The following is a 23,884-nucleotide window of genomic DNA, read 5'->3' as shown; positions in this document are numbered from 1 at the left end:
ATAGAAAGTGAAGCAGGGAGATGAACCAATGGAACAAAAACTGGCGGCACGTCAATTAGAGTTACGTGCACAACTAGATGAAAAGTCACGTTTGGAACGAACACTACATGTTTTGGAGAAAAAACTCGCAGAGCATGAAAAGCGCCAAGCTGACCTGGAACAGACATTGTCAAAAGAACAGCTAGACTTGCACCGGAAGGATCGATTTTCTCTCGTGAATGTCGTGCGCAAGTGGCGAGGTACTCATGAGGAATTGCGAGAAAAAGAATTTGAAGAGGCTGCATTAGCAGAATTGAAATTGAACGAACATGAAGCGATGGTCCATGATTTGCGGAAAGATAGTAAAGAATTGCAATCTAAATTGAGGGAGCTGCGTGATGCAGAAACAAATTGGCAGGACTTCTTGCAACAGAAGGAAGCTTGGGTCAAGCAAGCAGATGGAGAAGCTTCTAAACAATTTGACGAAAAACTGCAACGTGTTTCCGAGTTCCAATCTCTTTTAAAAGAGATTGATGAAGCTTTGTACGCTGGTCGCGCAGCCGATCGTTCTCTCGAAAAAGCTCTAAAAAAACTCAAAGAAGCCCACGGTATGTCAACATGGGATACCTTCCTTGGTGGAGGTCTTATTGTAACTATGATGAAGCATGATGATCTTGATAAATCTGAGAGTGCTCTGCACGAAGCGCAATTAAATTTAGAGCGATTTGAAGCAGAATTATCAGACGTACAGAACGGTGCAATCGATGAGTTGATTGTAGAGCGTGGTTCATTTGTGACGTTTGCAGATTATTTTTTCGACGATATTTTCTCGGAATGGTCGATACACAACCGTATCAATGATTCATTGAGCAAAGTTGAAAATACAAAATCAAAGCTTGCGCGGGTTCTTGGCAATCTGCAACTCCAACGAGGGCAAATTGAACAAGGTCTCGAGAAAGCAAAATCTGCCTATGAAGAGGCTGTAGAGGTTTACTAAGACTGAGATTTCTCAGTCTTTTTTTTAGGTGCCTTTTTAGGTGCCTGTCACCATTTACCAATAGCTCCCAGAACATATTGGTAACCACATGCGCTGTAAAATAGTTATTTTAGGCATTGTACTAATGCGAGTCGGTGCCAGCCACCAAATTATTTTTGGATAATAGAGCTGATTCAATCGACAAGTGGAGGTAGTGAGTTCCTGACCATTTGCAATTTTTTTGATTTGCTGCTGGCAATTGTTTTTTATGAGCAACTTTCTACTTTTTGTGTGCAACTTTCTACTTTTTATGAGCAACTTTTAGATAGTGCTGATGTACTTTTGTAATTTGCTGCTGGCATTTGTTTTTTATGAGCAACTTTCTACTTTTTATGAGCAACTTTTAGATATTGCTGATGCACTTTTGTGATTTGCTGCTAGCATTTGTTTTTTATGAGCAACTTTCTATTTTTTGTGTGCCACTTTTAGATATTGCTGATGTACTTTTGTAATTTGCTGCTAGATAACCAGATTTTGAAGACGCATCATCGCACTTGTCAAAACTAAAGTTGAGTGCAGTGGAGGGGTTGACTCCAGTGGGATTCCAGTCTGCCGTGAGATCCCGCAGGAGCCTGCGACGAGGAAGCTCACGCAGCGCCCTCGGAAAGCAGCCCCGTAGCGGAACTCAACGTTTTATTGTGGTTTTGACTTCGAATGTAATCGAGTTCCGAACGCCAGAAACACGCTCCGGAATCAGCCGCACCCACAAAGGCTGAAGTACGCCTTCATGGGCACGTCTGATTTCCTCGGAGTTTCTTGAGCGGCGTTCTCCACATCTAAATAGAATCATCTCGAAGAAACAGCTAAAAAACGAATCGGTTGATCCGTATAGTTGTACCAATAATGGTGTCGGTCAGCTGAATAAAAATGCGACTCGTTTGGCCCGAGAACTAGTTCTTCGTCACCAACCTTTAAAGTCAATGATCCCTCTACTACATAGACAAATTCGTGCCCAGTATGTGTAAATGGCTGACCATCGCTTTCTTGAGGCTGGAGCGTCACAAGGATCGGGTGGAACTCCGGATTTTGAAATCCTTCTGCCAAATCTTTATAATAAAACGCTGCTTCATCGCGGCGATTTTCCTGTCCAGCAAAAAACACACTTGGGTTTACGCCGAGAACTTCTGAAATTTTACGGAGAGATTCTAGCGTTACGCTAGACTTTCCGCGCTCTACTTGTGAAAGAAAGCTGATGGACACATTGGCTCCTTCCGCAAGTTCTTTCAATGTCATCTTTTGTTGTTTGCGAATTTCTTTTAAACGCGAGCCGATCAATGAAATCCCCCCTTTTACCCATTGTCCTGGTCAAGAGGAAGCGCTGTCAATAAAAAACATATTGACAGAATATTATCTCTTGTCTAAACTCTTATTGAAGTATCACTTCAATTTTGGGGATGGAAGGGGTAACACTATGATTAATAAAACAAACCGACGCGTATTAATTGCCAGTCTAGTAGGTAGCTCAATTGAATGGTTCGACTACTTCTTGTACGGCACTATGGCGGCGCTCGTATTCAATCAACTTTTCTTTGTGAGTGAGGATCCTACAGTAGGTCTATTACTTGCATACGCTTCATTCGCTCTATCATTCTTTATTCGACCATTCGGTGGTGTGATCTTTAGCCATATTGGTGACCGGATCGGAAGAAAGAAAACATTAGTTCTAACGTTGAGTCTAATGGGAGCCGCTACATTTGCAATGGGTATTTTGCCGACGTATCAAGCTATCGGCGTGGCAGCACCCATTATCTTAATCACTCTTCGTCTGATTCAAGGGCTTGGAATTGGTGGAGAATGGGGAGGAGCACTATTACTCGCTACAGAATATGCACCTCCAGAACACCGAGGACTTTTTGGTTCAATTCCTCAAATGGGTGTCACGATTGGTATGGTGATGGGGACACTCGCTCTTTGGATCATGAGTTTGTTACCTGAAGCAGCATTCATGTCTTGGGGCTGGCGAGTGCCGTTTGTTTTTAGTGCTTTACTTGTCGTGTTTGGTCTTTGGATACGTAAAGGTATCGATGAGACACCTGAATTTAAAGCTGTTCAAGCTAGTGGAGAAGTACCGAAATTGCCAATCGTTGAAACCTTGCGTTTTTACTGGAGAGAAGTTTTGATTACAATCGGTGCGAAAGTCGTGGAAACTGCACCATTCTATATTTTCAGTACATTCATTGTGTCGTATGCAACTACAAACTTAGGATTCTCACGCTCTGCAACACTTGGAGCAGTGATGATTGCAACAGTTGTGACGACGATTTTGATTCCAATCATGGGAAGCTTATCTGACCGTGTCGGCCGAAAGAAAATGTACATAGCCGGAACTGTTGCGATGATGGCATTTGCCTTCCCGTATTTCTGGATGATTCACCAAGGAAGCGTAGCTTTATTGGTCATTGCGACAGTAATTGGGCTTGGAATCATTTGGGCTCCGATTACAGCAGTGCTTGGTACAATGTTCTCTGAAATTTTCGATGCGAAAGTGCGTTATACAGGTGTTACTCTCGGGTACCAAGTCGGGGCAGCAGTGGCTGGAGGAACGGCGCCATTAGTAGCAACAGCTCTATTAGCGACATTTGAAAATTCATATGTGCCAGTCGCGCTATATATCATGTTCACAGCGGCTATTTCATTAATTGCGATTTGGGCAGTCAAAGGCCGTATTCAACAACCGGCAATTCAATAATTTTGAAAAGAAATCTCTACAATTAGCGGTGCCTGTCACGTTTTGGGAGTGGTTTCCAATTAGTGACAGGCACCGATTAGGAGGTGAACCATGCGTATCATCAACGACGAAACTATCCAGACATTCTATCATATGAGTGATGCCTTACGAGATGTTGAAACTATGCTAGTTTCGATTCATAAAGGAGAATCCATCAACCCACACCGCACGGTCATCGATGTTCCGGAGAAAAATGGTTCGGTACTTTATATGCCAAGTTCGGATGGAGACGAGATTGCCGCTGTGAAGGTAGTATCAATTTTTCCTGAAAATCCGTCGAAAGCTTTGGCAACGACACAAGGAGCCATCCTGTTGACGGAGTTAGAGACAGGGAAACATGTCGGGATGATTTCGGGTTCTTATCTGACACGCCTTCGAACAGGTGCACTTAGCGCCTTATCTGCAAGACATCTTGCACGGCCTGAGAGTAGAATTCTAACCGTGATTGGAACAGGTGCTATGGCATTTGAACAAATCTTAGGGATTGTAGAAGTCCTTCCAATAGAAGATATAATTCTTGTGAATCGAACTACAGAAAAAGCTATTCGATTTGCAGAGCGCTTGATGCAGTTCGGTGTGAGCGCGAAAATTGTTGTGGAGTCTGATGTTAGAAGAGCCGTAGAACAAGCCGATGTTGTTTGTTGTGCTACTCGCTCTAAAGAAGATGTCTTTTCTGCAGATATGGTCAAACCAGGCACGCACATTATGGGGGTAGGGAGTTACCTTCCCGAAATGCGCGAGATTCCAGTCGAATTGATTCCACAAGCAGACGCGGTTTTCGTGGATGATTTAGAAGGGGTTCGAGCAGAAGCAGGCGAATTACTGGCAGCAGAAGCTTTCGGGAAATGGAGTTTTGATCAAGTGACCGGGACTTTAGCGGAGTTGATTGCGAATGGATACGAACGAAATAAAAATGCCATTACAATCTTCAAATCTGTTGGTGCCGCTCATTTTGACTTGGCTGTTGCCAAAGGTGTCTATAAAAAGGCACGTGTTTTAAATATAGGAGAGTGTATCAAATTTTGAGAAGGCAGAGGCCTTCTTTTTTTATGGATTATTTTCCAAATAACCGAGAAAACTATGCCTGTAGCGACATAAATAAATTGTTGGGGGGTGCCTGTCACCATTTGGAAGTCACTCCCATTTGGTGCCTGTCACCATCTCCTGGTGCACAATAAATCAACGTTACGGTAGAAGAACGACCGCTCAGTTTTAAGACTAGCGTTCTCCACCTCTAGAAGGTAAGCTTGAAAAAGAACTTGAATGTGAAAGGAAGAACAACTCATGGCATTATGGCAGACACCACACCACCTACAAGATCTCCTCGTAGAACTTGTCGGTTGGGATAGCCGCAGCACGACTGCTGGGGAACAAGAATTTTCTAAAAAGCTTGCATCAAAACTACAGGAACTTTCCTACTTCCATACAAATTCCGAGAATCTTGTTTTAGGAGATGCGGGGGAAGGACGTCAATTCGTTGCTGCTCTTACAACACATCCGAAAGCGAAAAAAACGATTGTATTAATTAGTCACTTCGATACAGTGGGCATTGAAGAATATGGTGAACTTGCACCATATGCGTACTCTCCAAGCGAACTTGCAGAAGCATTTCATGCGCATAAAGAATCTTTGTCAGAAGTAGCTAGAGAAGACCTAGAATCAGGCGACTATTTGTGGGGCCGCGGGACGATGGACATGAAAGCAGGCCTTGCGATTCATATGGCGACCGTTGAAAAAGCATTACTAGAGGAGTGGCCGATCAATTTAGTATTGCTCACCGTTCCTGACGAAGAAGTGAACTCTGCAGGTATGAGAGCAGCCGTAAAGCTATTGGCTGAGTGGAAAGAAGAGAAGAAGCTCGACTACGCTTTGTTTTTAAATGGGGAACCCGTATTTTCTATGAATCCGACCGACACGGAGTATAAAGTTTATTCAGGTTCCATAGGGAAAATCATGCCCTCTGCTTTATTTTACGGAAAAGAAACGCACGTTGGAGAACCGCTGAGCGGAATGACATCAAGTTTGTTGGCTTCCATGATGACGCGCAGAATGGAAATGAATCCGCTGTTTGAAGAAGTCGTCTACGGAGAAGTGACACCGCTTCCTGTAACGCTTCATCAAAAAGACTTACGGGAAAGTTATTCCACCCAGACTCCGTTCTTATCGTCCGCGCTTTATAACGTATTTACGATGAAGCAAAGCGCAGCAGATGTGTTCAATGAGTTTGAAGAAGTGGCAAAACTTGCTGCGAATGAAATTGATGAATGGTATACAAAAGTATGTGAAAGACAAGGCGGAAGTCCTTTAGGTAAAGTTCAAGTCTTGCGCTACGAAGCACTAGAAAAGTATGCAGTAGAGCGTTTGGGAAAAGATGTACTCAATGCAATCAAGAAAAAGTGTATGTCCTTAGATGGTCATGACGACCGAGAGATTGCACTCCAACTCACGAAAGAATTACTCACGCGTTTTCCAGAGTTTGCTCCAGCGATCGTGCTGCTGTTCACACCACCTTACTACCCAGCAGTGAATTCTTCAGAGGATGAGTTGGTTAAAGCGTGTATATCCAGGATTCAAACTTTAGCAAAAAATCAATTTGATTTAAGTGTTCATCAAGTGCATTATTTCAACGGAATATCTGACTTGAGTTATGTCAATTACGAAGGGGATTCAACGGGCTGGGAGATCTATGAAGCGAACACGCCGGTATGGGATGTCACCTACTCTATTCCATTTAAAGAAATGGAGCAGTTGCAGGCACCAGTATTGAATGTGGGGCCATTTGGAAAAGACGCTCATAAACGTACGGAGCGACTTCATATTCAAAGTGCTTTTGTGGAAACGCCAGTGTTTGTGGAGCAAGTGATTCGCACTGTAATGGAAAGTGTAGAAGTCATCTGAAGATAGAGAAGGCCAAGAGAGCTAGTAATGCTCTCTTGGTTTTTATTTTTTCTAGGTCCTCTTACGGAATTTTCAAAAAACAATTGTCTGAAAACTTACTGTGCTGTAGCATTATATGTAGATATTTGTGCAAACGCTTGCGCAAATTTCAACTGCACGAAAAGTTGAAAGCGATTACAAACAGAGGGGAAGAATGCATTTGAAAGGGAAAAAACTATTGGCTTGGGTCACTTCGTTCGCGTTAGTTATCGGAATTGGAACACCAATTGTACCTGCTGCTACAGCACAAACTATTTCACCAAGTACTGAAGAATCTGAAGACCGAACTGTACGGATGACGTATAGTCGAGAAGATGGACAATTTGGAGACTGGAATATCTGGGCGTGGAATACGGGCGTTCAAGATGACCAGCTCGAGTTTGAGACAAAAGAAGGGACACAGGCAGTTGCAAACATTGCTGTTGGCAAAGATACAAAGCAATTTGGTTTTGTACTCCGTAGCACTTACGACTGGAATACAGCACAAAAAGAATTTGGGGATCGTTTTATTACAGTCAATAAAAATGACACACTAACAAAGGCATATGTCACAAGTGGTGTTGAACAAATTCGTATAGTGCCAGACGGCTCGGCACCCGTCATCAATCAAGGAGATGCGACATTTTATTACCGTGACAAAGACCTTTTTAAAACAGACGAAATGCATACGATTGACAAGGTAAAGCTCCAATTCGCAGGAGAAACATATGACATGACATATGAAACAGACAATGAGCGCTTCGTCGTGGATGTCACAGATATTCCAAATGGTGTTACACCGTATACTTATGCCGTGACACGAAATGGCGAAACGAAAGAAGTGTCAGATCCATATAACACTGTGGACGGAGTGTCTTCTATAGATTTCCGCCAAGCAGATCTTGTGGTGAATGGCGACATTTCTCCTCAGACGATTTCTGCAACAAATCAAGCAGTTTTAACACTATCTATTGATGGACTCACAGAAGGACTTTCTATCGCATCTATCGTAGTCGATGATTCTGCACTTGGCGGGTCAGGGGCACTCGAAGTAGATCCTGCCGTTTCTAAAATCACTGTGTCAGTAAAAGACAGTGTTGAAGCAGGTACGAAAGAGCTGCCGATTTCTGTGAAAGATTCGTACGGAAATGTGTATGAAAGTACTACACAAATAGAAGTGGTGAAATCCGAAGGAAAGGTAGTTGAGTGGGACGAGTCAGTGATTTATTTCATGCTGACAGACCGCTTCTTCGACGGGGACAGTTCCAACAATGACCCACACGGCATGAACTATGATACGTCAAAACGTGGGACATACCAAGGTGGCGACTTAAAAGGCATCACAGAAAAACTGGACTATTTAGATGCGCTTGGTGTCAACACGGTTTGGATTAGTCCAATCGTTGACAATGTAAAATACGATGTTCGTTTAGGCGAAGATGGGGAACCGTATTACGGCTATCACGGATACTGGGCAAATGATTTCTCGAAACTGAATCCACACTTTGGGACGATGGACGAACTTCATGAATTGATTGATGAATTGCACGCACGGGACATGAAATTAATGGTGGATGTCGTATTGAACCATTCAGGTTATGGATTAAAAGACGTAGATGCGAACTTGCAAAATCCACCTGTGGGCTACCCATCTGAAGAAGACCGCGCTCCGTTCCGCGATTTACTGCGACAAGGCACAGCAGTCGGGTCAGATGAAGTTGTAGGAGAATTAGCAGGACTGCCAGACTTCAAGACAGAAGACCCCGCAGTGCGTAAACAAATCATCGACTGGCAAACGCAGTGGATCGATCTTGCGACGACACCAAACGGGAACACGATTGATTACTTCCGTGTGGACACAGTGAAACACGTGGAAGATGCAACGTGGACGGCATTTAAAGCTGCACTTACTGAAAAGAAACAAGACTTTAAATTGATTGGAGAAGCTTGGGGAGCGAGTAGCACAAATACGCTTGGGTACTTGAATACAGGTATGATGGATTCTCTTCTTGACTTTGAATTTAAGTCGATTGCCCGAAGCTTTGTTGACGGAAATATTCAATCTGCCAATGAGACGTTGCAAGCGCGCCATGGGAAGCTTTCCAACACGGCAACACTTGGTCAATTTTTAGGAAGTCATGATGAAGATGGATTCCTTTACAGTCTTGGTGGTGACATTGGCAAATATAAAGTGGCCGCATCCCTACAGGCAACAGCAAAAGGTCAACCGGTCATCTATTACGGGGAAGAACTAGGGCAAACTGGAGCAAACAACTACCCACAGTATGACAACCGTTATGACTTGGCTTGGGATCAAGTAGAAAACAATGATGTGTTAAATCATTACACGAAATTACTGAATTTCCGCGCAGATCACTCGAAAACATTCGCTAAAGGTGAACGTGAGACACTTGGCGGTTCGAACGCTGAGAAGTTCTTAATGACTAGCCACACGTTTACTGACGATAAAGTCTATGTCGGTCTAAATGTAGCAAGTGAAGCAACGGATATTACAGTGAAGACGGATACACCGAACGCGCAACTCGTGGACCATTATTCTGGTCAAACGTATGAAGCAGATGCAGCAGGCACAGTCGTTCTGACATTACCTGCGAATACAGACGGAGGTACAGTACTTTTAACACTTGAAGAAGGCACGATTCTATCTGCAACAAAAGGTACGGCGCCAGCCGTTGAGCCAATTCCAGACAACCATATCCGCATTCATTACAACCGAACAGACGGCAACTATGAAAACTTCGGTGCCTGGTTATGGAACGACGTAGCACGTCCTTCTGCCAACTGGCCAGTCGGTGCGACACTGTTCACATCAAAAGACAGCTACGGTGCTTACATCGATGTGGAACTTCGGGAAGGTGCAAAAAACATTGGTTTCCTCGTGATGGATATCACAAAAGGGGATGCTGGGAAAGACGGTGGGGATAAAGGATTTACACTTTCATCTCCCGAGCAAAATGAAATCTGGATCAAACAAGGAGATGACACAGTTTACACATACGAGCCAGTCGACCTTCCTGAAAACACCGTGCGAATTCACTACACACGTGACGCAGGAGACTATGAAAACTTGGGTGTATGGAACTGGGGAGATGTTGAAAATCCATCTGCGAACTGGCCGACGGATGCAGCTGATTTTTCTGGACGCGACCAATACGGTGCCTATGTGGACCTCACACTTACAGAAGCTGCGAAACAACTTAGTTTCTTGATTGTGAATGAAACGACGCAGGAAAAAGATGGTGGCGACAAATCCTTTAACTTACTGGATAAATACAACCGTTTGTGGATCAAACAAGGAGATGATACTGTCTACATCAGTCCTTATGGGGATGTAGCAACTGGCTTATTAACTGGTGAAGTGGTGTCAGAAGATACGATTCGTTTAGGGTTCTCAATGACAGACGGTCTAGAAGTAGATACACTGCGCGAAGGACTAACGGTTACGGATGCATCCGGAAATGCAGTGGCTATTTCTGACGTGAAGATTGTCGATGGTAAAACAGTAGATGTGACAGCGAACTTCTCTTTAGAAGAGCTTCCATTATCTATTGAGTTCGCGGGTCGTACAGTGCAAGCAGACGCTGGCTGGCGTTTGATTGACACATTGTATGCCTATGATGGTGATGATCTCGGAGCAACGTATTCAAAAGGGGCCGTTACACTGAAACTGTGGGCACCAAAAGCACAAGACGTCGTTGCACATTTCTATGATAAAAAAGATTCCGCAAAACATATCGGATCAGTTGCACTCACACTTGGAGAGTCCGGTGTTTGGACTGCAAACGTTCAACCAAAAGATGTGGGTGTAAAAGACTTGAAAGGCTATTACTATCAATATGATGTCACGCATGACGGGATCACAAAACAAGTACTAGATCCATATGCAAAATCACTTGCTGCATTTACGGTCAATACAGAAGGTGAGGCAGGACCAGACGGAGATTTAGTCGGCAAAGCAGCGATTGTTGACCTAAAAGGAACAGACCCAAAAGGCTTCAAACATGCGAAAATTGATGGATACGAAAAGCGGGAAGATGCGATTATCTACGAAGTGCATGTACGTGACTTCACATCGGATCCATCAATTTCAAAAGACCTGAAAACGCGTTGGGGATCATACACAGCTCTGATCGATAAACTCGATTACATTCAGTCACTTGGCGTCACACACGTTCAATTGCTTCCAGTTATGGCTTGGTATTATGGAGATGAAACGAAGATGGATGAGCGTGAACTGGAGTATTCAGCAGGTGGCAATGAATACAACTGGGGATATGACCCGCACGGCTATTTTGCACCAGACGGAGCGTATTCAGAAGACCCGATGGACCCTGAACTACGCATTAGAGAGTTGAAGCAACTGATTGACGCAATTCATGACCGCGAAATGGGTGTCGTTTTAGATGTCGTGTACACGCACATGGCAAAATCTTCTCACTTAAATGACATCGTTCCGGACTATTATTTCTACCAAGATGCAAACGGTAACTTCCTTGGTGGGTTCGGAAACAACTTGGCGACGAATCACACAATGGCTGAGAAGTTGATGGTTGATTCCGTGAAGTATTGGTTCGATGAGTACAAGATTGACGGCATGCGTTTTGATATGATGGGTGACGCGACGTACCCGGCCATTCAAAAAGCCTATGACGAAGCTGCAAAAATTAACCCAGACGCCTTATTCATTGGGGAGGGCTGGAGAACGTTTGCGGGGCATATCGCGGAGCCAGATCTTGCTGGGATGGGTGCCGATCAAGACTGGATGAATAAGACAGATGACGTCGGCGTATTCTCAGATGAGATTCGCAATGAATTAAAATCTGGCTTTGGTTCTGAAGGAGAGCCACGCTTCTTAACAGGCGGTGCGCGTTCTATTGATACAATCTTCAACAACATCAAAGGACTACCATCGAACACGGCACACGATGACCCAGGTGATATGGTGCAGTATATTGAAGCGCATGACAACTTGACACTATATGATGTGATTGCACAATCCATCAAGAAAGACCCAGCAATTCCTGAAAACAACCTTGAAATCCATAAGCGTATGCGTTTAGGAAATACATTGATTTTAACTTCTCAAGGAACAGCATTCCTTCATGCGGGTCAAGAGTATGGCCGTACGAAGCAGTGGTTCGGCGAAGGTGTTCCGGAGCAGAAGTACCATGAATTAGAAGATGAGACAGGTAAACCATTTGGCTACTTCATTCATGATTCTTATGATTCTTCGGATGCCATCAACATGTTTGATTGGCAAAAAGCGACGGACAAAAAGAAATTTTCGATTAACACAACAACCCGTGCGTATACAGAAGGACTGATCAAACTTCGTCGTTCAACGGATGCTTTCCGACTCGGCGAGCTTGAGTTGGTGAATGAAAATGTTCGTCTGCTTGAAATTCCTGAAGTGCAAGCGACAGACTTAGTCATCGCGTACGAAAGCAAATCCACAGACGGTACCGGTACGTATTATGTGTTTGTCAACGCGGATACGAAGAGTCGCACACTTTCACTAGGCGATTTAAATTTAACAAAAGGAGAAGTCCTTGTAGACAATGACGAGGCAGGCGTCAAAAAAGTGAAGAAGCCTTCTGGATTCTCGCTAACGTCTTCTCAACTGAAGCTTGATCCATTAACAGCTGTTGTGGTGAAAGTAGAAGAGAAGAAAGGGAAAGGCAAGGCAAAAGGAAAAGACAAGAAGTAACTCAAAAGACCAGCAGCCGCTGGTCTTTTTTTGATGGTGCCTATTTGGGGAAGTTTTTGTGGTGACAGGCACCATTTGGAAGTGACTTCCATTTGGTGGCTGTCACCTATCCACGGTCCACGCTGTCATCTCGCACAATTTCTGAACAGTCGGCTCCACATCTAACTATATCTACTCAATATTCAGATAACTCATTGCAAATGTTAGTCAATCTATGCTACAGTACTAACAACAAAATGAAGTGTAAACTTCAAAACTACAAAAAAGAAGGGAGAGCTTCGTATGGGAGAAGACACTTTAAAAACAAAAATTGAACACGTCTTTCCTTCCCTTTCAAAATCTCAACAGCGCGTCGCCAAACTGATTTTAGATTCTCCTACGCTTGTTCTTATACATTCAGCTGCGGAACTGGGAAAACATGCGGAGACATCGGAGACAACTGTGATTCGTTTCTGCTACGCACTCGGTCTCTCTGGTTATACAGAGCTTCAATCAACTATTACATCAACGGTTGTTCAGACGAGTTCTCTTGGGACCTACATAGCATCTAAAGAATCCTATACAGACGAAGAACAGTACGCATCGGTGATCATGGGCGCAATCAGCCAACAAATTACCGACATCGCTTCTCGAATCGATGCTCAACTTTTTGATGAAGCAACCAAAAAACTGCATACAACAAAACGCGTTGTGATTATTGGGGAAGGGGCATCCTATATTGCGGCACAGTGGCTCGGGTTTACGCTCTCCATCCTGCGACCGAATGTTCAAGTCGCAACGAAAGATACAACTTCATTATTCAAGCTGTATCGTGAAATAAATGAAGACTGTCTGATCGTGCTGATTTCACTTCACAGGTACTACAAAGAAGCTCTGCAAGTGACGGAGCAATTCAAATCCCTTGGTGCAGAAGTTCTTGCCATTACCGATTCCTCCGTTGCCCCGGCCATTCTTCTAGCGGATTATCCGTTTGTGTTGCAATCACCGAATCATTCCACAATCGACTTGCTTCCAGCTCTAATGGCATTCCTCAATACGCTGGTGGCAGGTATGACGAAACAAGATTTGCCGTATTATGAAGAACAACAGAAGATTTATGAAAAATTGCACGTGAACTATTTACAAAATAGATGGAGCTGATGAAATGTCTACATTGAAAACTACGCTTGCGCATCACTTTGACCACCTACATGCGCATCCTGAAGTCAGTTGGGAAGAACATGAAACTACGAACTATTTGGTACAAGAACTTGAAGCATTGGGACTATCTCCAAAGCGCTTTAAAGACATGACAGGCTTATATGTAGATATCGGAAAAGGGACGCCACGTGTTGGTATTCGGACAGATATCGATGCTTTGTGGCAAGAAGTAGAGGGTGAGTTTAAAGCGAACCATTCATGTGGCCACGATGGACATATGACAATGGGGCTTGGGGCTGCAGCTCTCTTAAGCGAAGCAAATTTGACTGGAGCGGTTCGAATCTTGTTTCAGCCGGCAGAAGAAAAAGGGAATGGAGCGCTCGCACTTTTAGACCAGGGTGTTATTGATCCCCTGCAGTACTTATTTGGAGTTCACGTCCGCCCCCTCATTGAACTTCCAGAAGGGGTGCATAGTCCCGCACTTCATCACGGAGCGGCTCGTATGATTCGAGGAACGATTACTGGTATCGAAGCACACGGGGCAAGACCCGAGCAAGGAATCAATGCAATTGAAGCGGCGGCTGCTCTTATTGATGCACTGAAACGGATTTGGATTCAACCTGGGCGTTCAGGTTCGATTAAAATGACACATCTCCAGGCAGGTGGGACTGCGGCGAATATCATTCCTGGTAAAGCCACATTCTCTTTAGATTGCCGAGCGCAAGAAAACGATACGATGGACTTGCTAATCGAAGGGTTGGAGCGTGCGATTGCGTCTGTCGAGACGTTTTATAAAGTCTCCATTGACTATCATGAAGGCGCCAAGATAGTAGCTGCGCAAGTGAATAAAGAAGCAGCAAGCTTACTAAAAGACGCAATCATTGAAACCGTAGGAGAGTCTCATTGTGGGCCAGAGATTATTTCACCTGGTGGAGAAGATTTTCATTACTTTTCCTTCCACAAACCTGAACTTAAAACAACGATGCTCGGGCTGGGTTGTGGCGTGACACCTGGACTTCATCATCCGGAAATGACATTCAATACAACTTATTTAGAGCAAGGTGCACGTATCTTAGCCTCGGCAGCGAAACTAGCAGTAGAGAGATGTGAGGAGGGGTCTCCATGATACAGTACCGCGAGTTACAATCTCGTGAAGATTTGGCAGGCATGCAAGCCCTCGAACGAATCATATGGGACATGGAACCTATTCCCCTCCATCAGACGATGACAGCTATCAAACACGGAGGAGTCATCGTCGGTGCTTTTGATAGAGAAGACTTAATTGGATTTAGTTACGGATTTGCAGGGTTCTCGGACGGAAAAGCCTATTTATGCTCGCATATGCTTGGTGTTCACCCTGACTACCAATCCAAAAAAGTTGGAGAAGCGCTGAAATATCATCAACAAACATTTGCTGCTAAGCGAGGCTTTACTCACATGGTATGGACCTATGATCCGCTTGAGGCCCGGAATGGGTATTTGAATTTGACTAAGCTTGGAGCGGTATCTTTTAAGTATTTAGAGAATTGTTATGGGGAGATGACAGACGGTCTAAATGCAGGTCTACCCTCTGATCGTTTTGAAGTACACTGGCCAACTACAGCTTCTCGAAGTGAAATCGACTTTCCTGAACCTGAAAGTTTAGCGGATATCGTATGGGTGAATGAGATGCCTCTCTTGACGAATATACGAAAAGTCGGTTCTGCACAAAGTTATACAATGCCGATTCCTAAAGATTTTCAAGCGCTAAAAAAACAGGATCCGAAACTGGCCATCCAGTGGAGGCTAGATTCTCGAAAGCTGTTTCAAGAGTTAGTAGCAAACGATTACTGTGCAATAGAACTAAAGCAGGATAGGGACTGGCATTCCTACATATTTGTAAAAAAATCAGAAGTTTATTATGGAGGAACCGCATTATGAAAATTGTTGAAGTCACATTACGCCACTTACAAATGGAAATGAAAAGTCCATTTTCGACTAGTTTTGGCACCTTTCAAACGAAGGATTTCATTCTATTAGAAGCAATAGATGAAAAAGGAACAGTTGGTTACGGAGAATCCGTTGCGTTTTCGTCCCCTTGGTACAACGAAGAAACGTTTAAAACGAATTGGCATATGCTTGAAGACTTCCTCATTCCGCTTATCTTAGGCAAAGAGTTGGCTCATCCGGATGAAGTGACGGAAGTATTTTCAACCATTCGCAAAAACAATATGGCGAAGTCGACAATTGAGGGCGCTATTTGGGACATCTATGCGCAGCAATCGAATCAATCACTTGCAGCTGCACTTGGTGGTACAAAAACTCAAATCGATGTTGGGATTAGCATTGGCATCCAAAATTCAGTGGAAGAGCTCGTAGAAGTGGTTCGTGGCTACGTGGAAGAAGGCTATAAACGCATCAAAGTGAAAATCAAGCCGGGCTGGGACGTTGACGTGATGCGTACGCTCCGCAACGAGTTTCCAGATGTCGCGATTATGGCAGACGCAAATTCAGCCTACCGTTTAGAAGATACTGCACTTCTTAAGCAATTAGATGAATTCAATTTGACGATGATTGAACAACCACTTGCATCAGATGATATTATCGACCATGCAACGTTACAAAAAGAACTGTCGACACCCATCTGCCTTGACGAAAGTATTCATTCTCTTGAAGACGCTCGTAAAGCAGTGGAATTAGGTGCAACAAAAATTATTAATATAAAAATTGGTCGTGTAGGCGGATTGACAGTCGCAAAACAAATTCATGATTACTGTATGGATCAAGGCGTTCCGGTGTGGTGTGGGGGTATGCTAGAAGCAGGAATTGGCCGTGCCCATAATGTCGCGCTCACGACTCTTCCAAATTTCATATTGCCTGGTGATACAGCAGGATCTTCTCGCTACTGGGTGAAAGATATCATCGAGCCTGAGGTGGTAGTAGATAAAGGCGTTATTCACGTACCAACATCGGCAGGTATTGGCTATAAACTAGACTATAAAGCAGTAGAAGACTACACTGTGATGAAAAAAACTTACAACTTAGACTGACGGAGGTAGTTTTATGAAACGAAGTTTACAGATGGCTGGCGCGTTCGTCGGATTAATTGTGGGAGCGGGATTTGCTTCTGGTCAAGAAATCCTACAATATTTTACGAGTTTTGGTATATGGGGGATAGCAGGAGGAGTTGTAGCGACAGCACTGTTTGCATTTCTCGGGATGACACTTGCGCAGCTTGGATCTCAATTACAAACTACCTCACATAAAGGAGTTATTTATCATATAGGTGGCCGTTATTTAGGACTTGCACTGGATGTACTCATTACATTCTTCTTGTTCGGTGTAGCCGTGGTTATGTTTGCAGGGGCAGGTTCTACATTTGAACAAGTCTTCGGGTTAGATGCTCGCATTGGAAGCATCATCATGGTCGTTCTAACAATTCTAACTCTATTACTGAACCTGAAAAGCATTTTAAATGTCATTGCCTCTATCACGCCGTATTTATTGCTAGTGATTTTAGTCATTCTTGGGTATTCACTAGTAACGATGGATTTATCGATTGCTGAAGCAAATGCAATTGCAATAGAACAATCTTCAGCAGCAGGGAACTGGTTCCTTGGGGCATTGCTTTACGTTTCGTATAATATCGCTTGCGGGGCTGCACTCTTGATTGTGATGGGTGGGGCGGAAAAAGATCGTCGTGTAGCAGGAATTGGTGGTGCATTAGGTGGGGCATTACTTGGACTGATGATCATCTTAGTGAATGTAACTTTGTTTGTGAAAGTGGACACAATCGCTGGTGTTGATTTGCCGACACTTGAACTTGCAACGCAGATTCATCCAGTAGTGGGGATTTTGATGGCAATCGCTTTACTTGCCATGATTTATAATACTGCAGTCGGGATGTTTTATTCGTTCACAGTTCGATTTATTCAGCCGGACCATAAATCATTCAAGTATGTGATTGTATTCGTGGGTATAGCAGGCTACGTAGCAAGTTTAGTTGGATTTACGACTCTTGTGAGTAAAGTATATTCAACAGTTGGTTACCTAGGCTTTGCCCTCATGGCTACCATTATCGTCGCATGGGTTCGAGAACGAAAGAAATAATTTATCAAGTTCCTAGGGATGATTTCACTACGCAAGGAAATTCGCGTTTTGAAACCTTCCCTGGGAACTTTTCAATTACTCATAAAGAGGTACGCCGATATGATTTGTCCAAAAGCTTGCTTGAGACTCTGGCATAGGGTTTACAACAACACGGTCGGGAGTAAATGTCACCTCTGTTGGATAAAAAGAAGGCTCAATAGCTAGAATGTCGTCGCCATCTGTTTCAACAGACAGAACGGCAACGCCGCCATAATTGGTGTTTTCAATTGTCTGCCCACTAAAGAAGTTTCCAAGGGAATAGAAGATATGTGTTTTTTTATCGCCAGATTCCATTACTTCATAAGGTTGTAGAACATGCGGATGTCCACCAAAAATGATATCTGCTCCTGCCTGGTGTGCAATCGTTGCTAAGTAATTTTGTTCCTCATTTTCCTCTAATTCGTATTCAGTTCCCCAGTGCATAAGTGCAATTACAAGATCTACTTCCGCATCCAAGTCACGAATATCACTTTGAATTTTTGCTACATCGATAAGATCTACAAGATAGGGTTGGTCGGCTGGCACGATGTGTCCATTTAGCCCATATGTATAGGAAACAACCCCGATTGTAAGCGCATCTACTTCAAAGATGCGTTTCGTGGCAGCGTCTTTTTCAGATGCATAAGCGCCAACATAGGGTAAATCCCGCGCTTGTAAATTTGCAAGCGATTGGCGCAATCCGGCTGCTCGTTTATCAAGAGTGTGATTGTTCGAGACCATGACTAAGTCGGACCCGAGATCAACTAACCCATCGACAATTGTGTCAGTACTATTAAAATTTGGATAGCCAGAAAGCTCAAATGCTTCCCCAGCTGCTAGAGACTCTAAATTGATCAAGAAGAAGTCCAATGATTGGGTCATTTCTCGGACACCACTGAAGGATGGACGGTAATCTTCATAATTGTTTAGATCTTTATGCAACAAGACATCCCCAGCCATTCCAATGGTTACTGTGCGAGTAGGAAGTTCGAAATTTTGAGAAGAACGGTCGATAGGATGAAAAGTGAGCTCATAGGAAAAGGTAGGAAGCAAAAGCTCTTGAACTTTTTGATAACCAATTGAATATGCAATAACACTGATAACAATGAGCAAACTTGCCCAAGCAGTCCATGAGAACCACTTCATAGTAATCAACTCTCTTCCATTTCATTGCTTTAATCATAATAAATACTAGGTACACTGTATAGGAAAAAATATCTAATAATTTTTAATATGAGAATGAGAGAGTTGAAAAAATACATTCTAAACTAATCGGAATTTTGATATACTGAGAAAGTAAATAAACCTGCTTGTGCAGGAGAGGTTCATAGCGGACACCCTCTATAAAAAACTATGGATACATGTCACTTCGCCATGTCCATTCCGGGCATGGCTTTTTGTATGCATTCGTATTTTTTTCCTCTCTTGAACAAGTACATTTCAAGGAGGATTTTTTTATGTCAGGACGAACACACGAACAAGGATTAGAGGAGCTTACATTGCTCGGAAATCAAGGTACTAAGTATCCACAAGATTACGCACCAGAAGTATTAGAGGCGGTCGACAGTCTGCACGCAAATCGGGACTACTTTGTGAAATTCAATGCACCGGAGTTTACTAGTCTCTGCCCAATTACAGGTCAACCAGACTTTGCCACGATGTATATTTCTTATATTCCAGATCAAAAGATCGTCGAGAGTAAGTCATTAAAATTGTATCTATTCAGCTTCCGTAATCATGGGGATTTCCATGAAGATTGTGTAAATATCATCATGAATGATTTAATCACTCTACTTAACCCTCGATACATTGAAGTGTGGGGCAAATTTACACCACGTGGTGGAATTTCGATTGACCCATGGTGCAACTACGGACGCTCAGGTACAAAATATGAAGAGATGGCATTCCACCGTTTAATGAATCACGATCTCTATCCTGAAAAAGTGGATAACCGGTAGGAGGTCGCGGCATGTTACTTTATCTAAATGGATTATTTGTAGGCCTGCTGATTCTTGCAAACATTGTGGCAGTTAAATTGTTTTCAATCGGAGAATTTGCGATTTTGCCTGCAGCCGTCGTGATCTATATCTTTACCTACCCAATTATTGATGTCATTGTCGAGGTGTACGGGAAAGAACAAGCTAAGCAGACGGTTCGCGCTGGTCTCGTCACGCAACTTGCTGCAATTCTTTTTATCGGCATCACAATTGCCTTACCCTCCGCATCGTTTTGGGAAGGCCAGTTAGCGTTTGAGGAGATTTTAAGTGGCAGTATCCGTATTATTGTAGCTAGTTTGATTTCATATTTCATCAGTACAAATTTGGATGTCTATGTGTTTGATAAGCTGAAAAAGCGTCATGGTGCAAAGAAATTGTGGCTTCGAAATAATGCGTCTACAATGGCTAGTCAATTACTCGACACAACTATTTTTATTACGATTGCATTTGCAGGAACGGTTCCGGTAGGAGTTCTTATCGGAATGATTGCAACACAATATGTTGTAAAGTTTTTTGCATCAATTGCTACTACGCCATTAGTTTATGGAGTGGTGTATGGGATACGAAAAGGTATAAAGCAACAAAAAGTCATTGCTGTGTCGTAAGTATTTAGCTCCCCAAAAAATGGGGAGTTTTTTTCATGCTATGATGGAGTCAAAACAAATGCACTGAGGTGAAGAAATGACCTACATACCCCATCATTACGCAAACTTACTACTCCATCAATTACCTGCTCTAAAGACGCAGCCTCAAATTTTAGATGTCGGATGTGGAGAAGGATGGTTGACAAGACAACTTAGTAAAACCTATCCGGGTGCAACTATAACGGGCACTGACAAAGACTATAAAAAAATTCAAAAATGTCGCTATGAGGCATCTAATCAAAATCTGTCTATCCACTATCAGATTCTCAACCATGATCAGTCAAAGTTGGCTTTAGAAGAATCCTATGATTTGATTTGTTGTCATAATGTGCTGGCACATTCACAAAATCCACAACAGCTCATACAAAAGCTTGCCAATCAACTAAATCAGGGAGGAACACTCTCCATCATTTCAGAAAATCCAGCTGCAAAAGCGCTCGAAGAAAATTTTCGGGCATTGTCGCCAACTGCTGATATACAGTTAGAAACTATAGGAAAGATCTATGATCTACATGTAGAACAAGTGAAAGAGAGAGTTCAAAAAAGCTCAGATTTGCGCATACTCTATCCTCTGGAAGATTTATTGCATTGGAGCAATCAACTAGGAAAGAGATATGACGTAGAAGTAAAAGGGCTTAGCTATATAATGGACTATTTAGATGAATCGTATCACTGGCTAGAAGAAGAAGTCGCGCTACAAAACAATACTACTTTCTTTTCCTACTTCTATCACATTCTTTTGAAAAAACTATCGTAACAAATGCATCACTAGTGTAAGGTAAATAAGAAACTACTTCGTACAGAATAGGAAAGAAAAACATGAGAGAAAATATTTACAAGAGGACTTTATGGATAGTAGTCTTATCCCAAATATTTGGGGGAGCTGGACTTGCGGCAGGAATAACTGTTGGAGCTTTGATTGCGAGGGATTTATTTGGGCTCACGACACTGACGGGTGTTCCAGCAGCGCTCTTTACACTGGGTTCGGCCGCTACCGCTTTTACTATAGGACGACTGACACAAAAGATTGGACGCCGCATTGGACTTAGTATCGGTTTCTTCTTAGGAGCGTTAGGGGCGATAGGCGTTATCATTGGGACGACGTTGGAATGGATTCCTTTATTTTTTGTAGCATTATTTATATATGGTGCTGGGACAGCAACAAACCTTCAAGCACGTTATGCGGGAACAGACCTTGCACTTCCGACACAACGAGGAAAAGCTGTAAGTATTGCACTTGTTTCGACTACACTAGGTGCAGTCGCAGGACCAAATTTAGTGGGACCGATGGGACGAGTAGCAGAATCCCTCTCGCTTCCTACATTAACAGGTCCGTTTATTTTGGCGGCCAGTGCATACTTCATTGCAGGTTTGATACTATTTATTGGTTTAAAACCAGACCCATTTCTCCTTGCAAAAGAACTTGCTAAAACACAACAACCAACGGCTACGAGCCTTCTAGAGGTCACTTCAAAAAAAGGAGTTATTCTAGCAGCTCTAGTTCTCGTCATTACACAGTTTGTAATGGTAGCTATTATGACGATGACACCTATTCATATGGAAGGACACGGTGCCGCAATTGGTGCGGTCGGACTTGTCATCAGTCTTCATGTCGCCGCCATGTATCTACCTTCACTCATTACCGGAGTGCTTGTAGATAAAATCGGCCGCTCTCCAATGATCATTGCAGCTAGTGTGACTTTAGGAATAACAGGAATTCTTACACTTCAAGCTGCTGGAGACAGTTTAGTTGAGATGGTGATTCCTCTTGTTTTGTTAGGTCTTGGTTGGAACTTTGGCTTGATTGCTGGGACATCCCTTCTCATCGACTCGACGAGTATAGAGGTGCGGGCAAAGTATCAGGGGACGATTGATGTGCTTGTGGCAATTGCTGGAACGCTAGGGAGCCTAGTTTCTGGAATTATAGTGGGACTCACAAGTTATGCACATCTTGGTATTGTAGGTATGAGTATGGCTTTACTGCTACTACCTATACTTATACTTTATTATAGAAAATAACTTGTATTGATAAATGGTTTGTAAAAGAAGCGCTCACAACTAGTGGGCGCTTCTTTCATGTAACCAAGTTTTCAATTGGTTGGTATCTAATGGGCGACTATATAGATAGCCTTGAATCGTTTCACATCCGAGCTGAGAAAGAAGATGCAGTTGATTTTCTGTTTCGACTCCTTCGACTACAACACGTAAGTCTAAAAGGTTCGCCAAGTCTAGGATGGATTTCACAATACCTAAGCTTTTTTTATTGCTCTCGATATCTAAAATAAATTGCCGATCAATTTTGATCTCATCGATAGTAAAATGCTGCAAGTAGATAAACGCAGAAAATCCTGTACCAAAGTCATCGATACTAATTTTAAATCCTAGAGCATGGAGTTCGGCTATCCGACTTTGCGCAGCTAAATAATCGCCCATCGCAACATTTTCTGTTATCTCAATAATGACGTCAGAAGATTTCACGTTATATTTGAGTAAACAAAGTTCTAAATGAGGAATCAGTTTTTCGTGTAAAAAATGTCGTGGTGAAACATTAATTGAAATGCTACATTGGTCAATTCCTTGGTCTCTCCACTGTTCTAGTTGGTAAAATACGCGGTCAATGACCCATTCACCAATCGGTAAGATAAGGCCGGTCGATTCTGCATGCTGGATAAAGTCGATAGGAGGAATAATTCCTTTTTCGGGATGCTGCCAACGTATTAACGCTTCAAAGCCTTCAACTTCTCCAGTGCGTGCATTCACTTGCGGTTGGTAATACAAACTGAACTGTTGCATATCCAACCCTTTTCTAAGGTTAAATTCAGTATCGAACAGAATTTGGCTGGCCTCTTTCATAAATGGATTATATAAAGAGGAAATACTTTGAGTGCTTAACTTTTTTCCATAGCTAAGTGCAATTTGCGCATTTTGCAAACACTCTTTTACGCTAGTCCCATGAATTGGATAGGTCGCACTTCCATAACTGTACGAAACATACACTTCTTGACCTTTGATGATATAAGGTTTTTTCAATTGGATTAACAGGTCGTCTAAAGGCGTAGCAAGGAAACTTGGAACAAATAGTACGAAGTGGTCCATCGCCAATCTAGCTACATGGGACGGGTTTGGGAAGAGTGCAGTCAATCGATCGGCAATCTGTTGAAGCACCTGATCGCCACCATCAAATCCCAATACTTCTTGAATAGTCACAAACTGATCGATCACTAAATAAATTAACTTTCCATCTTCAGAATTTGTAAGGATAGAAGCAACCGTCTGTTCAAAGCCATTTTGATTCATGAGTCCCGTAGTTTGGTCTACGTAAGCTAGATGTTTCATTCGTTCTTCGGTCTCGATGCGGTAAATACGTTCATATAAAAAAGCAACCATATCAGCAAGTGTGCCCACTAAAGTTTGATCTAACTCTGACCAATGCCTTTTCGACAATGTCTCGCAGCATAACACCCCGCCTATACCCGTACTCATCATAATGGGGGCGTCTAACATGGACTGTATACCCCCATGGCCTTGAAGTATTGGGGGTACATCTCTCACGCTCAACTTGGATAAGTTCTGCTATCGTCTGACAGGCATGCTCAAAAGTCTCACGTA

The 23,884-nt window shown here is 43.0% G+C and carries 17 protein-coding genes and 1 riboswitch; of the genes, 14 read left to right on the top strand and 3 right to left on the bottom strand.

Features of this window, described 5'->3' with window-relative positions; translation table 11 throughout:
- Positions 1–28: 28 nt before the first annotated feature.
- On the top strand, positions 29–976 hold the full coding sequence (locus AB5N96_RS06485) for a hypothetical protein (RefSeq protein WP_499704992.1): 948 nt from the start codon (positions 29–31) through the stop codon (positions 974–976).
- An 825-nt stretch (positions 977–1,801) separates the two neighbouring features.
- Here AB5N96_RS06485 and AB5N96_RS06480 read toward each other — a convergent pair.
- The gene (locus AB5N96_RS06480) at positions 1,802–2,290 is read right to left on the bottom strand and encodes a helix-turn-helix domain-containing protein (RefSeq protein WP_275580366.1); all 489 of its coding nucleotides are present in this window, start codon (positions 2,288–2,290) and stop codon (positions 1,802–1,804) included.
- A gap of 136 nt (positions 2,291–2,426) precedes the next feature.
- On the opposite strand from AB5N96_RS06480, the gene AB5N96_RS06475 reads away from it, so the two are divergent.
- From AB5N96_RS06475 to AB5N96_RS06435, 9 genes are all read left to right on the top strand, one after another.
- Positions 2,427–3,704 carry an MFS transporter gene (locus tag AB5N96_RS06475; protein WP_204589588.1) on the top strand — a complete coding sequence of 426 codons (1,278 nt, stop codon included), beginning with the start codon at positions 2,427–2,429 and terminating at the stop codon, positions 3,702–3,704.
- A 90-nt stretch (positions 3,705–3,794) separates the two neighbouring features.
- Positions 3,795–4,769 (top strand): ornithine cyclodeaminase family protein, encoded by a 975-nt coding sequence (locus AB5N96_RS06470; RefSeq protein WP_499704991.1) that lies wholly within the window; start codon positions 3,795–3,797, stop codon positions 4,767–4,769.
- 258 nt (positions 4,770–5,027) lie between these two features.
- A complete protein-coding gene (locus AB5N96_RS06465) occupies positions 5,028–6,641 on the top strand; it encodes a M20/M25/M40 family metallo-hydrolase (RefSeq protein ID WP_499704990.1) in 1,614 nt (537 codons plus the stop codon).
- A gap of 199 nt (positions 6,642–6,840) precedes the next feature.
- The gene (locus AB5N96_RS06460) at positions 6,841–12,387 is read left to right on the top strand and encodes a pullulanase (protein WP_499704989.1); all 5,547 of its coding nucleotides are present in this window, start codon (positions 6,841–6,843) and stop codon (positions 12,385–12,387) included.
- A gap of 282 nt (positions 12,388–12,669) precedes the next feature.
- Positions 12,670–13,527, top strand: coding sequence for a MurR/RpiR family transcriptional regulator (locus AB5N96_RS06455; protein WP_499704988.1), 858 nt, complete (start codon positions 12,670–12,672; stop codon positions 13,525–13,527).
- Positions 13,528–13,531: 4 nt separating this feature from the next.
- Positions 13,532–14,653, top strand: a complete 1,122-nt coding sequence (locus AB5N96_RS06450; RefSeq protein WP_499704987.1) for an amidohydrolase — start codon at positions 13,532–13,534, stop codon at positions 14,651–14,653.
- Positions 14,650–15,447, top strand: coding sequence for a GNAT family N-acetyltransferase (locus AB5N96_RS06445; RefSeq protein WP_499704986.1), 798 nt, complete (start codon positions 14,650–14,652; stop codon positions 15,445–15,447). The genes AB5N96_RS06450 and AB5N96_RS06445 overlap by 4 nt, the downstream gene beginning before the upstream one ends.
- Positions 15,444–16,556 (top strand): o-succinylbenzoate synthase, encoded by a 1,113-nt coding sequence (gene menC, locus AB5N96_RS06440; protein ID WP_499704985.1) that lies wholly within the window; start codon positions 15,444–15,446, stop codon positions 16,554–16,556. The genes AB5N96_RS06445 and menC overlap by 4 nt, the downstream gene beginning before the upstream one ends.
- Positions 16,557–16,569: 13 nt before the next feature.
- A complete protein-coding gene (locus AB5N96_RS06435) occupies positions 16,570–17,616 on the top strand; it encodes a YkvI family membrane protein (RefSeq protein ID WP_499704984.1) in 1,047 nt (348 codons plus the stop codon).
- 75 nt (positions 17,617–17,691) lie between these two features.
- On the opposite strand, the gene AB5N96_RS06430 is transcribed toward AB5N96_RS06435, so the two are convergent.
- Positions 17,692–18,780 carry a CapA family protein gene (locus tag AB5N96_RS06430; RefSeq protein WP_499704983.1) on the bottom strand — a complete coding sequence of 363 codons (1,089 nt, stop codon included), beginning with the start codon at positions 18,778–18,780 and terminating at the stop codon, positions 17,692–17,694.
- Positions 18,781–18,948: 168 nt separating this feature from the next.
- Positions 18,949–18,995: riboswitch (PreQ1 riboswitch) on the top strand.
- A gap of 96 nt (positions 18,996–19,091) precedes the next feature.
- Between AB5N96_RS06430 and queF the strand changes: the two genes are divergently transcribed.
- The 4 genes from queF to AB5N96_RS06410 all read left to right on the top strand — a co-directional run bounded on the left by queF (position 19,092) and on the right by AB5N96_RS06410 (position 22,294).
- Positions 19,092–19,592, top strand: a complete 501-nt coding sequence (queF, locus tag AB5N96_RS06425) for a preQ(1) synthase (protein WP_204590579.1) — start codon at positions 19,092–19,094, stop codon at positions 19,590–19,592.
- 11 nt (positions 19,593–19,603) lie between these two features.
- Positions 19,604–20,236: a queuosine precursor transporter gene (locus AB5N96_RS06420; protein ID WP_204590578.1), complete on the top strand. Its 633-nt coding sequence runs from the start codon at positions 19,604–19,606 to the stop codon at positions 20,234–20,236.
- Between the two features lie 76 nt (positions 20,237–20,312).
- A complete protein-coding gene (locus tag AB5N96_RS06415) occupies positions 20,313–21,032 on the top strand; it encodes a class I SAM-dependent methyltransferase (RefSeq protein WP_204590577.1) in 720 nt (239 codons plus the stop codon).
- Positions 21,033–21,094: 62 nt separating this feature from the next.
- Positions 21,095–22,294 carry an MFS transporter gene (locus AB5N96_RS06410; protein ID WP_204590576.1) on the top strand — a complete coding sequence of 400 codons (1,200 nt, stop codon included), beginning with the start codon at positions 21,095–21,097 and terminating at the stop codon, positions 22,292–22,294.
- Positions 22,295–22,333: 39 nt separating this feature from the next.
- Here the strand turns inward: AB5N96_RS06410 and AB5N96_RS06405 are convergent, their stop codons facing one another.
- On the bottom strand, positions 22,334–23,827 hold the full coding sequence (locus AB5N96_RS06405; protein WP_499705093.1) for a sensor domain-containing phosphodiesterase: 1,494 nt from the start codon (positions 23,825–23,827) through the stop codon (positions 22,334–22,336).
- Positions 23,828–23,884: the final 57 nt, after the last annotated feature.

The organism is Chryseomicrobium imtechense (genome assembly GCF_041475995.1).
Taxonomy (GTDB): Bacteria; Bacillota; Bacilli; order Bacillales_A; family Planococcaceae; genus Chryseomicrobium; species Chryseomicrobium aureum.
This window is presented reverse-complemented; position numbering and strand designations above follow the sequence as displayed.

Coding starts and splice junctions, on each gene's coding strand:
- AB5N96_RS06420 (WP_204590578.1), top strand. CDS start 19,604: ATGTTACTTTATCTAAATGGATTATTTGTAGGCCTGCTGATTCTTGCA.
- AB5N96_RS06435 (WP_499704984.1), top strand. CDS start 16,570: ATGAAACGAAGTTTACAGATGGCTGGCGCGTTCGTCGGATTAATTGTG.
- AB5N96_RS06445 (WP_499704986.1), top strand. CDS start 14,650: ATGATACAGTACCGCGAGTTACAATCTCGTGAAGATTTGGCAGGCATG.
- AB5N96_RS06410 (WP_204590576.1), top strand. CDS start 21,095: ATGAGAGAAAATATTTACAAGAGGACTTTATGGATAGTAGTCTTATCC.
- AB5N96_RS06470 (WP_499704991.1), top strand. CDS start 3,795: ATGCGTATCATCAACGACGAAACTATCCAGACATTCTATCATATGAGT.
- queF (WP_204590579.1), top strand. CDS start 19,092: ATGTCAGGACGAACACACGAACAAGGATTAGAGGAGCTTACATTGCTC.
- AB5N96_RS06485 (WP_499704992.1), top strand. CDS start 29: ATGGAACAAAAACTGGCGGCACGTCAATTAGAGTTACGTGCACAACTA.
- AB5N96_RS06450 (WP_499704987.1), top strand. CDS start 13,532: ATGTCTACATTGAAAACTACGCTTGCGCATCACTTTGACCACCTACAT.
- AB5N96_RS06465 (WP_499704990.1), top strand. CDS start 5,028: ATGGCATTATGGCAGACACCACACCACCTACAAGATCTCCTCGTAGAA.
- AB5N96_RS06415 (WP_204590577.1), top strand. CDS start 20,313: ATGACCTACATACCCCATCATTACGCAAACTTACTACTCCATCAATTA.
- AB5N96_RS06455 (WP_499704988.1), top strand. CDS start 12,670: ATGGGAGAAGACACTTTAAAAACAAAAATTGAACACGTCTTTCCTTCC.
- AB5N96_RS06475 (WP_204589588.1), top strand. CDS start 2,427: ATGATTAATAAAACAAACCGACGCGTATTAATTGCCAGTCTAGTAGGT.
- AB5N96_RS06430 (WP_499704983.1), bottom strand. CDS start 18,780: ATGAAGTGGTTCTCATGGACTGCTTGGGCAAGTTTGCTCATTGTTATC.
- menC (WP_499704985.1), top strand. CDS start 15,444: ATGAAAATTGTTGAAGTCACATTACGCCACTTACAAATGGAAATGAAA.